Origin of the sequence: Devosia sp. Root413D1 (assembly GCF_001425235.1) — a bacterium.
In the GTDB taxonomy this organism is placed as follows: Bacteria; Pseudomonadota; Alphaproteobacteria; order Rhizobiales; family Devosiaceae; genus Devosia_A.
This window is the reverse complement of record NZ_LMEA01000008.1, coordinates 460104-476744: the sequence shown is the minus strand read 5'-3', so window position 1 is coordinate 476744 and position 16641 is coordinate 460104. Positions and strand designations below refer to the sequence as shown.

The following is a 16641-nucleotide window of genomic DNA, read 5'->3' as shown; positions in this document are numbered from 1 at the left end:
GCCGGTTGTTCACTCTTCGTTCTTGCCTTTGCCCCCATAGTCGGCTACCTGTCGTCGACTCCTCCGGGGCATCTCATGGCGCGTACCAAAACCTCCTATGTCTGCCAGGCCTGTGGCGCTCTGACCACCAAGTGGCAGGGGCGGTGCGAGGCGTGCGGCGAGTGGAACACCATCGTCGAGGAGATCGTCGATTCGGGCGTCGGCGCCGGGCCGAAATCGGCAATCGCCGGTGGCCGGCCGATCGAGTTGCTGCCGCTGGCCGGTGAAACCGAGACGGCGGCGCGGGTCGAGACCGGCATCGGCGAGCTCGATCGGGTGACCGGCGGCGGCTTCGTCATGGGCTCGGCGGTGCTGATCGGTGGCGATCCGGGCATCGGCAAATCCACCCTGTTGCTGCAGGCGGCGGCCGCGCTGGCCGAACGCGGCCGGCGCATCGTCTATGTCTCCGGCGAAGAAGCGGTGGCGCAGATCCGGCTCCGGGCGCAGCGGCTGGAGCTGGGCGATCGTCCCGTGCTGCTGGCATCCGAGACCAATGTCGAGATCATCCTCGCCACGCTGCAGAACGGCCCGCCGCCGGACCTGGTGATCATCGATTCGATCCAGACGCTGTGGACCGACCGGGTCGAGAGCGCTCCGGGTACCGTCACCCAGGTGCGCACCTCGGCGCAGGCGCTGACCCGCTTCGCCAAGAAATCCGGCGCCGCCGTGGTGCTGGTCGGACACGTCACCAAGGACGGACAGATTGCCGGACCGCGCGTCGTCGAACACCTGGTCGACGCGGTGCTGTATTTCGAGGGCGACTCCAGCCACACCTTCCGCATTCTGCGCGGCGTGAAGAATCGCTATGGCGCCACCGACGAAATCGGCGTGTTCGAGATGTCGACGCTGGGCCTGCGCGAAGTGGCCAACCCCTCGGCGTTGTTCCTCGACCAACGCGACAAGGACGCGGCGGGCTCCGCCGTGTTCGCCGGCATGGAAGGCACACGCCCGATGCTGTGTGAAGTGCAGGCGCTGGTCTCGCCCTCGCCGCTCGGTACGCCGCGCCGCGCGGTGATCGGCTGGGATTCGTCACGGCTCTCGATGGTGCTGGCGGTGCTGGAGACGCGCTGCGGGGTACGGATCGGCGCCAACGACATCTATCTCAACGTCGCGGGCGGGCTGAAAATCAACGAGCCGGCGGCCGACCTGGCGGTGGCGGCGGCGCTGATCTCGTCACTGACCGGCTCGCCACTCCCCTCGTCCAATGTCTATTTCGGCGAGATCTCGCTGGCCGGCGGCGTACGCCCGGTGGCCCATGCGGCGCAGCGCCTGCGTGAGGCGCAGAAGCTCGGTTTCCTGGGCGCGGTAACCGGTCGGCTGGGCAAGGGCGACGTGCCCAACGGCATCGCCGTGGGCGAGTATGCCGAGCTCGCCGAGCTCATCGGACGTATCGCGGCCCGTGGTCAGCGGCAGGCGGCAGAGTAGCGCTTTGGCCACGCCTTCTGCTTTCCGTGAACATCGGCCATGCACCTCATCCTCCGTGCTTGGCTTTGCCACGATTAATGGTTACACGGGACCCTGAAGCGGGTCCCAGGGGCGGATTTTCTCTATGTTGACTGCATTTGACGTCGGCATCGGCGTTCTCGTCCTGATTTCGGCGATCCTGGCTACGGCCCGTGGATTCACGCGTGAAATCCTGTCGTTAGCGACCTGGGCGGGCTCCGCGGCGATTGCCGCCTATGCCTATTTCAACCACAAAGAGATCGCGCGCGGCTATATCGCCGAGCCGATCGTGGCCGACATCGTGACGGTGCTCGGCACCTTCATCGTGGCGCTGATCATCCTCCACCTGATCACCATGCGGATCGCCGATTTCGTCGTCGACAGCCGCGTCGGGCCGCTCGACCGCACGTTGGGGTTCATCTTCGGCGTCGCCCGTGGCGTGCTGATTGCGGTGATCGTGGTGATCTTCGGGCTGTGGCTGATGCCCTCGAACCTGCCCTCCTGGGCGGCCGAGTCGCGCTCGCTGCCGATCCTTCGCAATTTCGGCGACAGCCTGATCGCGCTGTTGCCGCCTGATCTCGAGAAGCAGGTCACCGACATCCTGCAGCGTGGCGCCGGTGGCGGCACGGGCGAGGATGCGTCGCCTGACGACGTGCCGACGCCGGATGCCGACGTGCCCAACGAAGAGGGCACCGACCAGCTCGAGAACGACGCGCCGCTGGAGCCGCCGGCCGAGGGGGCCGCGCCCAACGCCTGATGAAATTCGGGTGAGCGCATTGCATATTCGTGAACGGGGCCGCATCTGCGGTCCCGTCTTGTTTGGCCCGACCTGAACCCTGGAGGTGCCCGATGACCCAGAACGCCAAACCGATCGCGGAATGGGACCATGATACGCTGCGCGAGGAGTGCGGCGTGTTCGGCATCCTCGGCCACCCCGAGGCCGCAACCCTCACCGCGCTTGGCCTGCACGCGCTGCAACACCGCGGACAGGAAGCGGCGGGCATCGTCAGCTTCGACGGCAAACAGTTCCATTCGGAACGCCAGCTCGGCCTCGTCGGCGATCACTTTACCGACCCGGCGACTGTCGGACGCCTGCCCGGCCACCTCGCCATGGGCCATGTGCGCTACTCGACCACTGGCGAGACGATCCTGCGTAACGTGCAGCCGCTGTTCGCCGAACTGGAAGTCGGTGGCATCGCCATCGCCCATAACGGCAACTTCACCAACGGCCTGACGCTCAGGAAGCAACTGATCTCACAGGGCGCCATCTGCCAGTCGACCTCGGACACCGAGGTGGTGCTGCACCTGATCGCCCGCTCCAAGAAAATCGCCTCCTCGGATCGCTTCATCGATGCCCTGATGCATCTCGAGGGCGCGTTCGCGCTGGTGGCGATGACCCGCACCAAGCTGATCGGCGCACGCGATGCCAACGGCATCCGCCCGCTGGTGCTGGGCGATCTAGACGGCAAGCCGATCTTTGCGTCGGAGACCTGTGCGCTCGACATTATCGGCGCCAAGTTCGTACGCGATGTCGAGAACGGCGAAGTGGTGATCTGCGAGACCCAGCCGGATGGCACCATCACCATCGACTCGGTGAAGCCGTTAGCCCCCCGCCCCGAGCGCATCTGCCTGTTCGAGTATGTCTACTTCGCCCGTCCGGACTCGATCGTCGCCGGCCGCCCGGTCTATTCGGCGCGCAAGCGCATGGGCATCAACCTCGCCAAGGAAGCGCCGGTCGAAGCCGACGTCGTGGTGCCGGTGCCCGATGGCGGCACGCCAGCGGCGATCGGCTATGCGCAGGCGAGCGGCATCCCGTTCGAGCTCGGCATCATCCGCAACCACTATGTCGGCCGCACCTTCATCGAGCCAACCCAGTCGATCCGCGCCTTTGGCGTGAAGCTGAAGCACTCGGCCAACCGGGCCGAGATCGAAGGCAAGCGTGTGGTCCTGATCGATGATTCCATCGTGCGCGGCACCACCTCGGTGAAGATCGTGCAGATGATCCGCGAAGCCGGCGCGCGCGAGGTGCATATCCGCGTCGCCTCGCCGATGATCTTTTACTCCGACTATTACGGCATCGACACGCCGGACCCCGAGAACCTGCTCGCCAACCAGCACCCCGACCTCGAGTCGATGTGCCGGTTCATCGGCGCGGATTCACTGGCGTTCCTCTCGATCGACGGGCTCTACGACGCGGTCGGCGGAGTGAAGCGCAACCCGCTGAGCCCGCAGTTCACCGACCACCATTTCACCGGCGACTACCCGACCAAGCTCACCGACCTCAATGGCCGCAGCAAGAACGATCCGAAGACGCTGTCGCTGATGAAGGAAGCGAGCTGACGGGGTTCTGGAATGATCCAGAAATCCGGCGCGCGCTGACCCCCACCCCTGTCCCCTCCCCGCAAGGGTGAGGGAGACCCCTACACTGACATTGAGACTGTCGTCTCCCTCCCCCTTGCGGGGAGGGATCAAGGGTGGGGGTCCACAGCCACCGGCATGCCGGCCATCGCTGTGACACCTTTACCCTTCCCCACATTCAGCTCCCCCGCTAGAACCCGGGCCGAAACTCCAGGGAATCTCACGCATGACCACCAACTCGCTTGCCGGCAAGATCGTCCTCGTTACCGGCGCGTCGCGCGGCATCGGCTATCAGGCGGCGCTCGAAGCGGGGCGGCGCGGGGCGCATGTGATTGCCGTGGCGCGCACCATCGGTGGGCTGGAAGAACTCGACGACGAGATCCAGCAAGCCGGCAGCAGCACCACGCTGGTGCCGATGGACCTCAGCGATTTCGACGGCATCGACCGGCTCGGGCATGCGATCTTCGAGCGCTGGGGGCACCTCGACGGGTTCGTCGCCAATGCGGCGATGCTGAGCGAGCTGCGCCCGCTGGCGCATGTCGAGCCCAGGGAGTTCGACAAAATGATGGGTCTCAACGTCACCGCCAATTACCGGCTGATCCGCTCGCTCGACCTGCTGCTGCGCCAGTCGGTGGCGGGCCGCGTGGTGATCGTCTCCTCGTCGTCGGCGCGCTCGGCGCGGGCCAACTGGGGCCCGTATGCGGCGAGCAAGGCGGCAGTCGAGGCGCTGGCCAAGAGCTACGCGGCCGAAGTCGGCGGCATCACGCCGGTGCGGGTCAACGTGTTCTATCCGGGCGCCGTGCGCACCGCGATGCGGGCCAAGGCGATGCCGGGCGAGAACCCCGACACCCTGCCCCGCCCCGCGGCACTGACCCCCAAGCTGATCGACATGATCGCGCCGGAGTTCACCGAGAACCGCATGCTGTTCGACTGGGAGAAGTCGGAGCTGCGGCCGCTCTAGGCCCGTCGCAGAGTCGCCTGTACCGGGTCATCCCCGCGAAAGCGGGGATCTGCGTCTGGCCGCAGGCACCGCAAACGGAGGTTCCCGCTTTCGCGGGAATGACCCGGTGATAACGGCGCGTTTGGAGCGCAGACGGGAACCGCCTAGTTCAGCCGCGTCACCAGGATCTTGTCGATGCGGCGGCCATCGAGGTCCAGCACCTCGAAGCGCCAGTGGCCGCGCTCGAACGTCTCGCCCACTGCCGGCAGGTGATTGAGTTCGGCCAACACAAAACCAGCGACGGTCTCGAACTTGGCGTCCTTGGGCACGGGCACGCCCAGATGCGCCTGGAACTCGTCGACCTGCATCCAGCCCGAGACGAGGTATGAGCCATCCTGGCGGGTGACATAGGCCTTCTCGTCGCCCTCTTCTTCCTGGAACGCGCCAGTGATCGCTTCGAGGATGTCGCCGGGCGTGACGATGCCTTCGAAGTGGCCGTATTCGTCGAACACCAGCGCCATGTGCACCAGCGAGCCACGGATGGCCTTGAGCACATCGAGCGCGCTGGAGCGATCCATCACTACGGGCGCCTGCTTGACCAGAGTACGCATGTCCAGCGGCTCGCGGGCCAGGACGTTCTCGACCAGGTCCTTGCGGACGATCACGCCGACGATCGTATCCACCGCCCCGTCCTGCACCGGCAGCACCGAGTGGCGGGTGGCGCGGAGTTTTTCGATCATTTCTTCCTGCGTCTCGCTCAGGTCAATGAGCTCGACATCGAGACGCGGGGTCATCAGGCCGCGGGCCGAACGGTCGGCAAACCGCATGACGCCCGAGATCATGTGACGCTCTTCGGTCTCGAGCACGCCGGCATGCTCGGCCTCGGCAATGAGGGTTTTTACCTCCTCGTCGGTCACCCGTTCGTCGGTCTCGCCGCTCTGGCCGAGCAGGCGCAGCACCAGCTTGCCCGAGATGTCGAGCAGCCAGACCAGCGGCGCCGCAATCGAGGCGATGAGCGCCATCGCCGGCGCCACCCGTGCGGCGACCCCCTCGGAATCGCGCAGCGCGATCTGCTTGGGCACCAACTCGCCGACGATCAGCGACAGGTAGGTGATGATGATGACCACGATGCCGACGCCGAGCGGCGCGGCGACGGTGGGGTTGATGCCGGCGCCAATCAAGGTGTCACCGAGGCGCTCACCGAGCGTGGCGCCGGAGAACGCACCCGAGAGTACGCCGACGAGGGTGATGCCGATCTGCACCGAGGAGAGGAACTTGCCGGGGTCCTCCTGCAGCTTCAGCGCCACGGTGGCGCCGCGCTTACCTTCGGCGGCGAGGACTTTGAGGCGGGCCGGGCGGGAGGAGACCACCGCCAGTTCGCTCATTGCAAGCAGGCCGTTGACCAGCGTCAGGACGGCGACAATCAGAATTTCGAGGAACAATGTCGTTTCAAGGTTGCGGCCCCGCACTCAGCATCGGGTCGCTTAAGAGGCCGGGAGTATAGCCGCGTTCAGGTTGGGCGCAATGCGATGTTCTGTTGCGCCGGTTCGACTACGGGCTGGCGTCGACGATCGTCTGGAGGGCATCAGCGTCGCGGCGGGGCGGCGCGCCGAACAGGCGCTTGTACTCACGGCTGAACTGCGACGCGCTTTCGTATCCGACAGCGTACCCCACCGTGCCCGCCTCCGCGTGCTCAATGACGAGGCGCCGGCGTGCCTCGTGCAGGCGGATATGCTTCTGGTATTGCAATGGGCTGAGCCCGGTCACTGCCTTGAAGCGGCGGTGAAACACCGAAACGCTCATGCCGGCGACTGTTGCCATCGCCTCGACACTCAGATGTTCGGCGAAATGCTGGCGCACCCAGGCCATCGACCGGCGGATGTGGGAAAGGCGCGAGTCGGAGCCGGCGATCTGCCGCAGCAGCGCGCCCTGCGGTCCGGTCAGCAGGCGGAACATCAGCTCGTGCTCGAGGTTGGGCCCCATGACGCGGATTTCCTCTGGCCGATCGAGCAGGTCCACCAGCCGCCGCCAGGTATCGAGCAATGCCGGGCTCGCCTGGCTGACGCCAAAGCCCGGGGCCGCCGTTGGCTCGGCCATCCCGCCCATGTCGAGCAGCAGGGAGGAGATCACCGCCGGGTCGAGGTTGAGGTTGACCGCAAGGTAGGGTTCGGCCGGCGAAGCCTCGCTGATCTGGCCCATGGCGGTGAGTTCGGCGGCGACGATGATGCAGGCGCCGGCGCCGTACTCCAGCACCTGGTTGCCGATGAAGGTGCGCTTGGCGCCCTGCAGCACCAGGCAAACCACGGGATCGTAGACCAGCGCCGCCGGCTCGGTCGGCTGGTCGAGCCGGTAGACGCGCAGCCTCGGCAACGCGGGATGGACAGAGCCGGCATGCCTGAGGGCGGCGGCGCGCAGTTCAGCGAGTTCGATCATCGGAGTACGGGACCTCGATTGCCCGGAAAGGTCAAGCGACCAGCAGGATCAGGCAATCATTCGGGACCATCGGGCATCGGCTCGGCCCTGCGCCACCCTACATTCCGGGCCTGCCATCACGAGAGGAACCGCAGCATGCAAAAACGCACCCTGGGCGCCAACGGCCCCGAAGTTTCCGCCATTGGCTACGGTGCCATGGGCTTCCACCTCGCCTATGGAGCCGCCGACGAAACGGCCGGGCTGCAGACGGTCCAACGCGCCTACGAACTTGGCGTCACCTTCTTCGATACAGCCGAGCTATACGGTTGGGGCGAAAACGAGAAGTTCATCGGGCGCGCGGTCAAGGGATTCCGGGACGACATCGTCATCGCCACCAAGTTCGGCTTCACCCGCTCCTACGGCACCGACAGCCGCCCCGAACACATCCGTGAGGTCGCCGAGAACAGCCTGCGCAACCTCGGCGTCGAGGTCATCGACGTGCTCTACCAGCACCGCGTCGATCCGAACGTGCCGATCGAAGATGTCGCCGGCACCGTCAGCGACCTCATTGGCGAAGGCAAGGTCAAGTATTTCGGGCTGAGCGAGGCCGGCCCGCAGACGATCCGCAAGGCGCACGCGGTGCACCCGGTGACCATGCTGCAGACCGAGTACTCGGTGTTCGAGCGCGATGTGGAGGCGCTGCTGCCGGTGACCCGCGAACTGGGGATCGGCTTTGTTCCCTACTCGCCGCTCGGCCGCGGCTTCCTCACCGGCGCGGTCAAGCCGGCCGCCGAGTACGAGGAGAACGACATGCGCCGACATGACCCGCGCTGGCAGCCCGGCAACTACGAGAAGAACGTCGCGGCGGTGCGGCAGCTGACCGATCTCGCTGCCAGCAAGGGCGCCACGGTATCCCAGTTGGCCCTGGCCTGGCTGCTGGCGCAGGGCGACGACATTGTGCCGATCCCGGGCACACGACAGATCGCACGGCTTGAGGAGAATGTTGCCAGCGCGGATCTGACCCTAAGCGCCCAAGATCTCGCGCGGATCAGGGAGATCCTCCCGGACGGCGACGTTGGTGCACGCTATGCGAGTGCGGTCCCGCAGTGGATTTAGGCCAGGTGGCGGCGGCCGTCACGGCGACCGCCGCCGCTACTTATCGCTCTTGTCGAACGGGTTCTTGCCGCCCCGCAGCCACAGTCGGATCGGGGTGCCGGGCATGTCGAAGGCGTCGCGCAGGCCATTGACCAGGTAGCGCTGGTAGGCGTTCGGCACGGCTTCGGGGCGCGAGGCGAACAGGATGAAGCTCGGCGGCCGGATCTTGGCCTGCGTCATGTAGCGCAGCTTCAGGCGACGCCCCGAGACGGCCGGCGGCGGATGGCTTTCGGTCATGCCGCTCAGCCAGCGGTTGAGCCGCGCCGTCGAGACGTGGCTGTTCCACTTGCGCTCGATGGCGAAGATCGCGGACATCAGCTTGTCGATGTTGCGGCCCTGCAGGCCCGAGATGGTAACCAGCGGGATGCCCTTGAGCTGCGGCAGGTAGCGCTCGCACTGCTCGCGCAGCTCGGCGAGTTTGGCATTCTTGTCCTCGATGGTGTCCCACTTGTTGACAGCGATCACCAGGGCGCGGCCTTCGCGCTCAACCAGATCGGCCAGCGTCAGGTCCTGCTTTTCGAACGGGATCTGCGCATCGAGCAGCAGCACCACCACTTCGGCATACTGGATCGAGCGGAGGGAATCGCTGACCGCGAGCTTTTCGAGCTTTTGTTCGATGCGCGCCTTGCGGCGCATGCCGGCGGTATCGACCAGGTTGATGGTCCGGCCCTCGTACTCCCACGGCACGAGGATGGAATCGCGGGTGATGCCGGCTTCCGGCCCGGTCAGCAGGCGGTCTTCGCCGACCATGCGGTTGATCAGCGTGGACTTGCCGGCGTTCGGGCGGCCGATGATCGCGACATTGAGGTGGCGCTTGGGATCCCAGCGCTTGACCGGGCCCTCCTCGGTCGAGCCGTCATCGACCGGCAGGTCGACATCGACTTCGGGCATCACATCCAGCGACGGCGCCCTGGCCTCAGCCTTCTCGGCGGCCGCATCCACGGCTTTCGAAACAATGGCGTGCAGGTCGGAGAGACCGAGGCCATGTTCGGCAGAGAGCGCCACGGGTTCGCCGAAGCCGAGATTGTACGCCTCCAACAGGCCCGGATCGGCGGCCTTGCCTTCTGCCTTGTTGGCGATCAGGTGCACGTCCTTGCCGGCACGGCGCAACACCTGGGCGAAGCGCTCGTCGAGCGGCATCACCCCTGCCCGCGCGTCGATCATGAACAGGATGACGTCGGCATCGCGGATGGCGATCTCGGTCTGCTGGCGCATCCGATCTTCGAGCGAACCGTCGGTCTTGTCTTCGTAGCCGGCGGTGTCGAGCACCTTGAAGCGCAGGTCGGCGATACGACCCTCGGCTTCACGACGATCGCGGGTGACGCCCGGCGTATCGTCGACGAGCGCGATCTTACGCCCGACGAGCCGGTTGAACAGCGTCGACTTGCCGACATTGGGACGGCCGACAATGGCGACGGTAACGGTCAAGCGAGACCCCAGTATTTAGAGCCGGACGCGAACCTCAGTTCGCGGGCGCGGCAGGTGCTTCGGTGGACGCGGGTGCGTCCGTGGACGCGGGTGCGTCCGTGGACGCGGGCGGGACGGCTTCCATCGCGGGAGCAGCCTGCATCGCCGGCGCCTCCATGGCGGGAGCAGCCTCGGGCGCCGGAGCGGTATCGAGCGCCGGTCCGTCGCCGACCGAAGTCGCAGCCGGCGCGGCGGTAGCAGGGTCAACGACCACAGGCGTCTCGGTCGCGGCAGCTTCCGCCACCGGCGGGGCGACGCCCTCGGCCACCAGTTGCGCCAGATAGACGGTCAGCCGGCTGCGCAGCTCCTGGCTCGCCTGCGGATCGTTGGCCGCATCTTCGAAGCTCTGGCGGGCACCGGCAAGATCGCCGGCCTTGTACTTGGTGAGGCCCAGCGCCTCGCGGGCGGCGTTGCGCATCGGGCTGGCCGAACCGACGAGGCCGCCGACGCGCTGCTCGACCTGGGCGACATCACCACCGTCGACCAAAAGGTTCGCGGCGAGCACCAGCGCCAGTTCGCGCAGATACTTGTTGGGCTGACCGGCGGCGAGGGCGTCATAGGCCGCCACCGCCTCGGCGGTCTTGCCATCCTTGGCCAGCAGCGCGGCTTCGCGGAAGCGCGCGAGCACCGGATAGCCGCCGTGGTTGGCCGCGATCACCTCGTCGAGCGCCTTCTTGGCTGCCTCGGCATCGGTGCCGTCGGCCAGCTGCAGCGCCGCATAGAACTGGTCCGACGACTGGGCCGAGTTCGAGTTCTGCCACCAGTCCCAGCCCTCTTTCACCGCCACGATAAGGACGATGGCTACGGCCGCGCCGATCACATAGGGGCCGAACCGACGCCACAGGTTGCGCGCGCGGTCGCTGCGCAGTTCCTCGTCGATTTCGCGAATGATGTTTTCGTTGGACATGAAGCTCAAGTGAAACGGGGTCGAATTTCGGCGCACCATAGTGAGGCGTCCGCGCGAATGCAAACCCGCAGACGCGGGTGTTCCCAACGGACACGCCATGCTCACCAGGGGTCACGAGCGCGTGAAGTTGCAGATGCAAGCAAGCAAATTAATCTGTCTGCAACGGGCTGGCGCGAAGCTTTCGACAGCGCCAGTTCGAGTTCATCAAGATGTTCAGCCGCGTTTTACTGCTTGTTGCCTTTCTCGCCATTGCAACACCCGCCGCCGCCGCCAACGTCTCCATCGTCATCGACCTATCGGATCAGCACATGCGGGTGTCGGTGGGCGGCGCGACGAAATACAGTTTCGACGTTTCTACCGGCCGCAAAGGCTACACCACGCCCAAGGGCAGCTATGGCGTACAGCGGATGTACAAGGAGTACTATTCCAAGAAATACGACTGGTCGCCGATGCCGTATTCGATCTTCTTTCGCGGCGGCTACGCCATTCATGGCACCTATGACACCAAGCGCCTGGGACGCGTCGCCTCGCATGGCTGCGTCCGCCTCTCCCCCGAGAACGCCCGCCGGCTCTACAACCTGGTGCTGCAGCACGGCAGCGGCAATGTGAGCATTCGGGTGAAGGGCTGACAGCAGTGGTCGGCGCGGGTGCACGCACCGCTGCCCGATGCGATTGCTAGCGGACCGAGCAGCTCGAGGGCGCCCCGACGTTGCCGGATTGCGCAACACGGGTGGGGGAAGGGAATTGCTCACCCCAGCTGCATAGCCCCGCCGCTCCGGCATTGAGCGCCGCTCCGCTCTCGGTCAGCGAATAGACCACTTTTATCGACGATCCGGGATGGACCGTTCGGTGCACCAGCCCGTCAGCCTCCAGTTCCCGAAGGTGCTGCGTCAGCACCTTTTCACTGATCGCCGGAATCGACTGCCGCAACCGGCCGAACCTGCGTGGCGCTGCTCCGAGTTCGCAGAGGATATCTATCTTCCACTTGCCGGAGACCATCCTCATCGCCGTCGAGAATCCATTTTCCGCAGGCATCTCATCTTCCCTTACCCAGAGGTAACCACTTACGCCGCCGTGCGTATTGGCGCTCATCGCCCCGCACCCCAGCTCTGCGTCACCGGCAAGCAATCGAGATGGGGTGTTGCAATGAAGCTTTCAATCGGTGTCGTAGGAACGGGTCGTATGGGATCGGCTCTCGCCCGAGCCCTGCTTGAGTCAGGATACCGGACTACGGTCTGGAACAGGACGAAGCCAAAGGCTGAAGCGCTGGCCGCGCTCGGCGCCACCGTCGCGGCGTCCATCCCGGAGGTCGTCAGTGCGGCTGAGATCATCATCGTGTGCGTAACCGACTATGAGGCGGCTGCCGCCCTCCTACGCGACGATGCTGTTGCCTCGGCCCTACGCGGCAAGCTGATCGTGCAACTCACCTCCGGAACGCCGGGTGGAGCGCGCGAGGCTCATAACTGGTTTGCTGGGCACGGGGCCAGCTACCTCGACGGCGCGATGATGGCCACACCGGATTTCATCGGCACCGAGGCCGGCACGATCCTGATCTCGGGACCAAGGCCGAGCTTCGACGCGAACCCGGACATGTTTCGTGCCCTGGGCGGCAATGTTCAGCATGTCGGGGACGACCCGGGGCGGGCCAATGCACTCGACAGCGCGCTGCTGGCGCTGATGTGGGGCGCGCTGTTCGGAGCTCTCCATGCAATCGCGGTGAGCCAAGCCGAAGAGATCGACCTCAGCGAGCTGGCGAGGCAGTGGAGCGCAACAGCGCCTGTTGTCGATGGCCTCGTCGCCGACCTCATCAAGCGGACGAAAGCCGGCCGCTTTGCCAGCGACGACGAGACGCTCTCGTCGATCTCCCCGCACTACAGCGCATTCCAGCACCTGCTGGAGGTTATGGACGCCCGCGCGATCGACCGCTCGGTGGTCGACGCTTACGACGCGATGTTCCAAAGGGCGATTGCCGCTGGCCACCTGCAGGATGATTTCGCGGCGTTATCGCAATTCATGGGAAAGTCCGGAGGCACACAGAATGTCGTTGCCGCTGCTCGTCGATAGGTACTGCGCCGCGTGGTCTCGAGAAGATGCCCAGCAGCGACGAGAGTTACTGCTGCCGATATGGGGCGATGGCGCCACTTACACCGATCCCACGGTCCATGCCGCTGGTGCGGAAGAGCTGCTCGCGCATATCGCCAGCATTCAGACCAGGCATCCCGGCGCCCGGATTGTTCGGACGAGCGATGTGGATGTTCATCATGGGGTCGCGCGCTTTGCCTGGAAGTTTGTGATGCTCGACGGATCGTCTCTCCCCGAGGGTTTGGACATCGCCTTCCTCGACCCCAACCAGAAGCGAGTAACCCGCGTCATCGGCTTTTTCGGGCCGCTGACGAGCCAGGACGCACTGATGAGGAAGGACGCATAGCCGGACACCTACCGACGATGGCCCCTTCTACTGAGGCCTCACGGTGCCCCGAGGGCCGCGAAACACTCTATGTGGCCGCGTGCTAAAGCCCGGCTGCGCCCTCGGGCATCACGACGGCTCAGGCCGCGACAGCACGTACCAGGCGCAGGCGACGAAGACCGTGAGGACGAAGAGCGCCAGCGGCAGGTCGGGGCGCGCGCCGATCAGGAACAGCACATAGCCGAGCACCATGCCGCCCGTGGCCAGCGACTTGCCGTGCCGCGAGATGGCGCCCTCGGCCCGCCAGGCCTTGATGGTCGGGCCGAAACTCTTGTGATTGAGCAACCATGCCTCGACCCGGCGATTGGAGCGGGCAAAGCAGCCGGCGGCAAGAATGACGAAGATGGTCGTCGGCATCAGCGGCAGGAAAGCGCCGATGATGCCGAGCGCGAGAAGGGCGAAGCCAGCGACGAGATACCCGAGGCGCACCATGCGGGCCGAGACCCCGTCTGGACGGTCCTGCTCCATGAGATCAGCCAGCCTCCCCGGCCTGCAAGACCCGGCTTCGCAGTCGTGCCGGCCCCCGCGCGGCGGTGACCGACAGCCTGACCACGTCGGTCTCCACGGCGGGGAACGAGATGATCCGGCGATAACCGACCGAGCCGCACTCGGCGACCGGAAGCCATCGATCACCTGATGTTCGGACCTCCACCTGAAGTCGTTCGACCTGCTGGCCCAGGGCGATGTCCTCATCGACGATCACGCCAGCGATCCGCCTCGGCTCCGGCCACGACAGAACGAGGCTGGCGCCGGTGGAGTCGACGATCCATGCGCCTTCCTGGTCCAGGGCTCCAGCGGGCGACACGGTGGCCGCTGGGGCGATGTCGGCGTCGTAGAGGCCCGTAATGCGCTTTCCCAATTGCGACAGCACGAGCCGATCTGCCGCACTGACGAGGCCGGCGCGGTCCGGCGGCACGTTGAGCAGGAACGTGGCGTTGCCGCCGACGGATGCGCGGTAGATGTCGAACAGCTCGTCGGCGGAGCGGACCTCGGCGTCTTCCCTGGCGTGGTGAAACCAACCCGGCCGGATCGAGGTATTCACCTCGGCGGGGTACCAGACGAGCTGATCGCTCGAGGCGCCGATGGCCGCCCGGCTCCCCAGGTCCTGTTCGTCCGAACGCACGAGGCGCGAGAACCTGCCGTCATCGACCTGCTGCGAGTTTGACGCGGTGCGTTCGGCGTCCCGCAGCGAGGCAGGCACCACGCTCCACTCGTTGGGCCGGGTGTGCCCGGCCTCGTTGCCGCACCAGCGCACGTCGGGGCCGCAGACGCTGATCACCGCATCGGGCTGCAACTCCCGGACCACGGCAAAGTAGCGGTCCCAGTCGTAATACTGCTTCCTCCCGGTGGCGCCTTCGCCGTTGGCGCCATCGAACCAGACCGAGAAGATCGGGCCATAGCCCGAGAGCAGTTCCCGCAGTTGCGCGACGAAAAAGTCGTCGTAGCCGACCCCGGTGCCGTACGCAGGCTCGGTGCGGTCCCATGGGGACAGGTAGACGCCGAACTTCATGCCACGACGCGCGCAGGCCGCCGAGACTTCCGCCACCAGGTCCCCACCGCCAACCCTCCACGGGCTGGACGCCACCGAGTGCCGCGTGACCGCACTCGGCCACAGGCAGTACCCGTCATGGTGCTTGCAGGTGAGGATCAGGCCGCGCATGCCGGCCGAGGCGAGGCTCTCGACCCACTGGTCCGCATCCAGCTGCGCCGGATCGAACAGGGCGGGATCCTCGTGCCCGAGGCCCCATTCCCGATCGGTCATGGTGTTCATGCCGAAATGGATGAAGCCGTAGAATTCCAGCTGCTGCCAGGCCAGTTGCCGCGGCGTCGGCCGAACCGACGAGGCCTCGGCGATGCGGCTTAGCGAACTCACTCCCACTCGATGGTGCCGGGCGGCTTTGACGTCACGTCGTAGACCACCCGGTTGATGCCGCGCACTTCGTTGATGATACGGGTGGCGGCGCGGCCGAGGAAGTTCATGTCGTAGGGGAAGAAATCCGCGGTCATGCCGTCGACCGAGGTGACGGCGCGCAGCGCGCACACGAACTCGTAGGTGCGGCCATCGCCCATCACGCCGACGGTCTGCACCGGCAGCAGCACGGCGAAGGCCTGCCAGATCTTGTCGTAGAGCCCGGCCTTCCTGATCTCGTCAAGATAGATGGCGTCGGCGCGGCGGAGGATGTCGAGCTTGTCGCGGGTTACCCCGCCCGGCAGGCGGATGGCGAGGCCGGGGCCCGGGAACGGGTGGCGGCCGACGAAGCGGTCGGGCAAGCCGAGTTCGCGGCCGAGCGCCCGGACTTCGTCCTTGAACAGCTCCCGCAGCGGCTCGACCAGTTGCATGTTCATACGATCAGGCAGGCCGCCGACATTGTGGTGCGACTTGATGGTGACCGACGGGCCGCCCGAGAAGCTGACGCTCTCGATCACATCGGGGTAGAGCGTGCCCTGCGCCAGGAACTGCGCACCGCCGAGCTTCTTGGCCTCTTCCTCGAACACTTCGATGAACAGCCGGCCGATGGTCTTGCGCTTGGTCTCGGGGTCCGCCTCGCCCTCGAGCGCACCGATGAACTTGTCGGCGGCGTCAACATGAACGAGCGGGATATTGTAGTGGTCGCGGAACATCGAGACCACTTCGTCGGCCTCGTTCATCCGCATCAGGCCGTGATCGACGAACACGCAGGTCAGCTGGTCGCCGATCGCTTCATGGATAAGGATCGCCGCGACCGAGCTGTCGACGCCGCCCGAGAGCGCGCAGATCACCCTGCCCTTGCCGACCTGGGCGCGGATCTTGTCGACAGCGCGCTGGCGATAGGCCGACATGGTCCAGTCGGACTTGAGCCCGACGATGTTGTGCACGAAGGATTGGAGGAGCTTGCCGCCATCGGGAGTGTGCACCACCTCGGGGTGGAACATGGTGGTGTAGTAGCGCTTGCGCTCGTTGACCGCGATGGCGAACGGCGCGTTCTCTGAGGTGCCGATGACGGTAAAGCCCTCGGGCAGCTCGGTGACGCGGTCGCCGTGGCTCATCCACACCGGGTAACGGCCGCCGACTTTCCAGAAGCCATCGAACAGCGGGCTCTGCTCCTTGATCTCGACATCGGCGCGGCCGAACTCGCGGGCGTGGCCGCCTTCGACCTTGCCGCCCTGCTGCAGCGCCAGGGTCTGCTGGCCATAGCAGATGGCGAGGATCGGCACGCCCGAATCGAACACTTCCTGCGGCGCGCGGGGGCTGCCCTCGTCGGTCACCGAGGCAGGACCGCCCGAAAAGATCACGCCCTGCGGCTGCAGCCGGGCGAAGGCCTCGGCGGCGCTCTGGAACGGATGGATTTCGCAGTAGACGCCAGTCTCGCGCAGACGGCGCGCGATCAGCTGGGTCACCTGGGACCCGAAATCGATGATGAGAATGGACTCGGCGGGGGCGGCGGCGATGTCTGTCATGGCGGGGAAATAAAG

The 16641-nt window shown here is 66.0% G+C and carries 16 protein-coding genes; 8 read left to right on the top strand and 8 right to left on the bottom strand.

Annotation, left to right across the window (positions count from 1 at the left end; all coding sequences use genetic code 11):
- Positions 1–75: 75 nt before the first annotated feature.
- From radA to ASC89_RS10815, 4 genes are all read left to right on the top strand, one after another.
- Positions 76–1464 (top strand): DNA repair protein RadA, encoded by a 1389-nt coding sequence (gene radA / locus ASC89_RS10830; RefSeq protein WP_055879360.1) that lies wholly within the window; start codon positions 76–78, stop codon positions 1462–1464.
- Between the two features lie 124 nt (positions 1465–1588).
- Positions 1589–2239, top strand: a complete 651-nt coding sequence (locus tag ASC89_RS10825; protein ID WP_055879363.1) for a CvpA family protein — start codon at positions 1589–1591, stop codon at positions 2237–2239.
- Between the two features lie 92 nt (positions 2240–2331).
- Positions 2332–3822 carry an amidophosphoribosyltransferase gene (gene purF, locus ASC89_RS10820; RefSeq protein ID WP_055997575.1) on the top strand — a complete coding sequence of 497 codons (1491 nt, stop codon included), beginning with the start codon at positions 2332–2334 and terminating at the stop codon, positions 3820–3822.
- 244 nt (positions 3823–4066) lie between these two features.
- Positions 4067–4801 (top strand): SDR family NAD(P)-dependent oxidoreductase, encoded by a 735-nt coding sequence (locus ASC89_RS10815; RefSeq protein WP_055997572.1) that lies wholly within the window; start codon positions 4067–4069, stop codon positions 4799–4801.
- A gap of 143 nt (positions 4802–4944) precedes the next feature.
- On the opposite strand, the gene ASC89_RS10810 is transcribed toward ASC89_RS10815, so the two are convergent.
- A complete protein-coding gene (locus ASC89_RS10810) occupies positions 4945–6207 on the bottom strand; it encodes a hemolysin family protein (RefSeq protein ID WP_055998005.1) in 1263 nt (420 codons plus the stop codon).
- 124 nt (positions 6208–6331) lie between these two features.
- A complete protein-coding gene (locus ASC89_RS10805) occupies positions 6332–7213 on the bottom strand; it encodes an AraC family transcriptional regulator (RefSeq protein ID WP_055997569.1) in 882 nt (293 codons plus the stop codon).
- Between the two features lie 135 nt (positions 7214–7348).
- On the opposite strand from ASC89_RS10805, the gene ASC89_RS10800 reads away from it, so the two are divergent.
- Positions 7349–8308 carry an aldo/keto reductase gene (locus tag ASC89_RS10800; RefSeq protein WP_055997565.1) on the top strand — a complete coding sequence of 320 codons (960 nt, stop codon included), beginning with the start codon at positions 7349–7351 and terminating at the stop codon, positions 8306–8308.
- Positions 8309–8344: 36 nt separating this feature from the next.
- On the opposite strand, the gene der is transcribed toward ASC89_RS10800, so the two are convergent.
- The gene (der, locus tag ASC89_RS10795) at positions 8345–9775 is read right to left on the bottom strand and encodes a ribosome biogenesis GTPase Der (RefSeq protein ID WP_055997562.1); all 1431 of its coding nucleotides are present in this window, start codon (positions 9773–9775) and stop codon (positions 8345–8347) included.
- A gap of 34 nt (positions 9776–9809) precedes the next feature.
- Positions 9810–10721, bottom strand: coding sequence for a tetratricopeptide repeat protein (locus ASC89_RS10790; protein WP_055997558.1), 912 nt, complete (start codon positions 10719–10721; stop codon positions 9810–9812).
- Between the two features lie 209 nt (positions 10722–10930).
- Between ASC89_RS10790 and ASC89_RS10785 the strand changes: the two genes are divergently transcribed.
- Positions 10931–11350 carry a L,D-transpeptidase gene (locus ASC89_RS10785; protein ID WP_200940441.1) on the top strand — a complete coding sequence of 140 codons (420 nt, stop codon included), beginning with the start codon at positions 10931–10933 and terminating at the stop codon, positions 11348–11350.
- Positions 11351–11396: 46 nt separating this feature from the next.
- Here ASC89_RS10785 and ASC89_RS10780 read toward each other — a convergent pair whose 3' ends face one another.
- On the bottom strand, positions 11397–11813 hold the full coding sequence (locus ASC89_RS10780; RefSeq protein WP_244488437.1) for a helix-turn-helix domain-containing protein: 417 nt from the start codon (positions 11811–11813) through the stop codon (positions 11397–11399).
- A gap of 54 nt (positions 11814–11867) precedes the next feature.
- Between ASC89_RS10780 and ASC89_RS10775 the strand changes: the two genes are divergently transcribed.
- Both ASC89_RS10775 and ASC89_RS10770 read left to right on the top strand, forming a co-directional pair.
- Positions 11868–12785, top strand: a complete 918-nt coding sequence (locus ASC89_RS10775) for an NAD(P)-dependent oxidoreductase (RefSeq protein ID WP_055997555.1) — start codon at positions 11868–11870, stop codon at positions 12783–12785.
- Positions 12760–13149 (top strand): hypothetical protein, encoded by a 390-nt coding sequence (locus tag ASC89_RS10770; protein ID WP_055997552.1) that lies wholly within the window; start codon positions 12760–12762, stop codon positions 13147–13149. Before ASC89_RS10775 ends, ASC89_RS10770 begins: the two co-directional genes overlap by 26 nt.
- A 108-nt stretch (positions 13150–13257) precedes the next feature.
- On the opposite strand, the gene ASC89_RS10765 is transcribed toward ASC89_RS10770, so the two are convergent.
- From ASC89_RS10765 to guaA, 3 genes are read right to left on the bottom strand one after another with little or no spacing between them, the layout of a single operon-like run.
- Entirely contained in the window at positions 13258–13656 is a 399-nt protein-coding gene (locus ASC89_RS10765; RefSeq protein WP_055997545.1) for a YbaN family protein, read from the bottom strand.
- Between the two features lie 4 nt (positions 13657–13660).
- Positions 13661–15061, bottom strand: coding sequence for an alpha-L-fucosidase (locus tag ASC89_RS10760; protein ID WP_200940440.1), 1401 nt, complete (start codon positions 15059–15061; stop codon positions 13661–13663).
- Positions 15058–16626: a glutamine-hydrolyzing GMP synthase gene (gene guaA / locus ASC89_RS10755; protein WP_055997542.1), complete on the bottom strand. Its 1569-nt coding sequence runs from the start codon at positions 16624–16626 to the stop codon at positions 15058–15060. Before guaA ends, ASC89_RS10760 begins: the two co-directional genes overlap by 4 nt.
- Positions 16627–16641 lie beyond the last annotated feature (15 nt).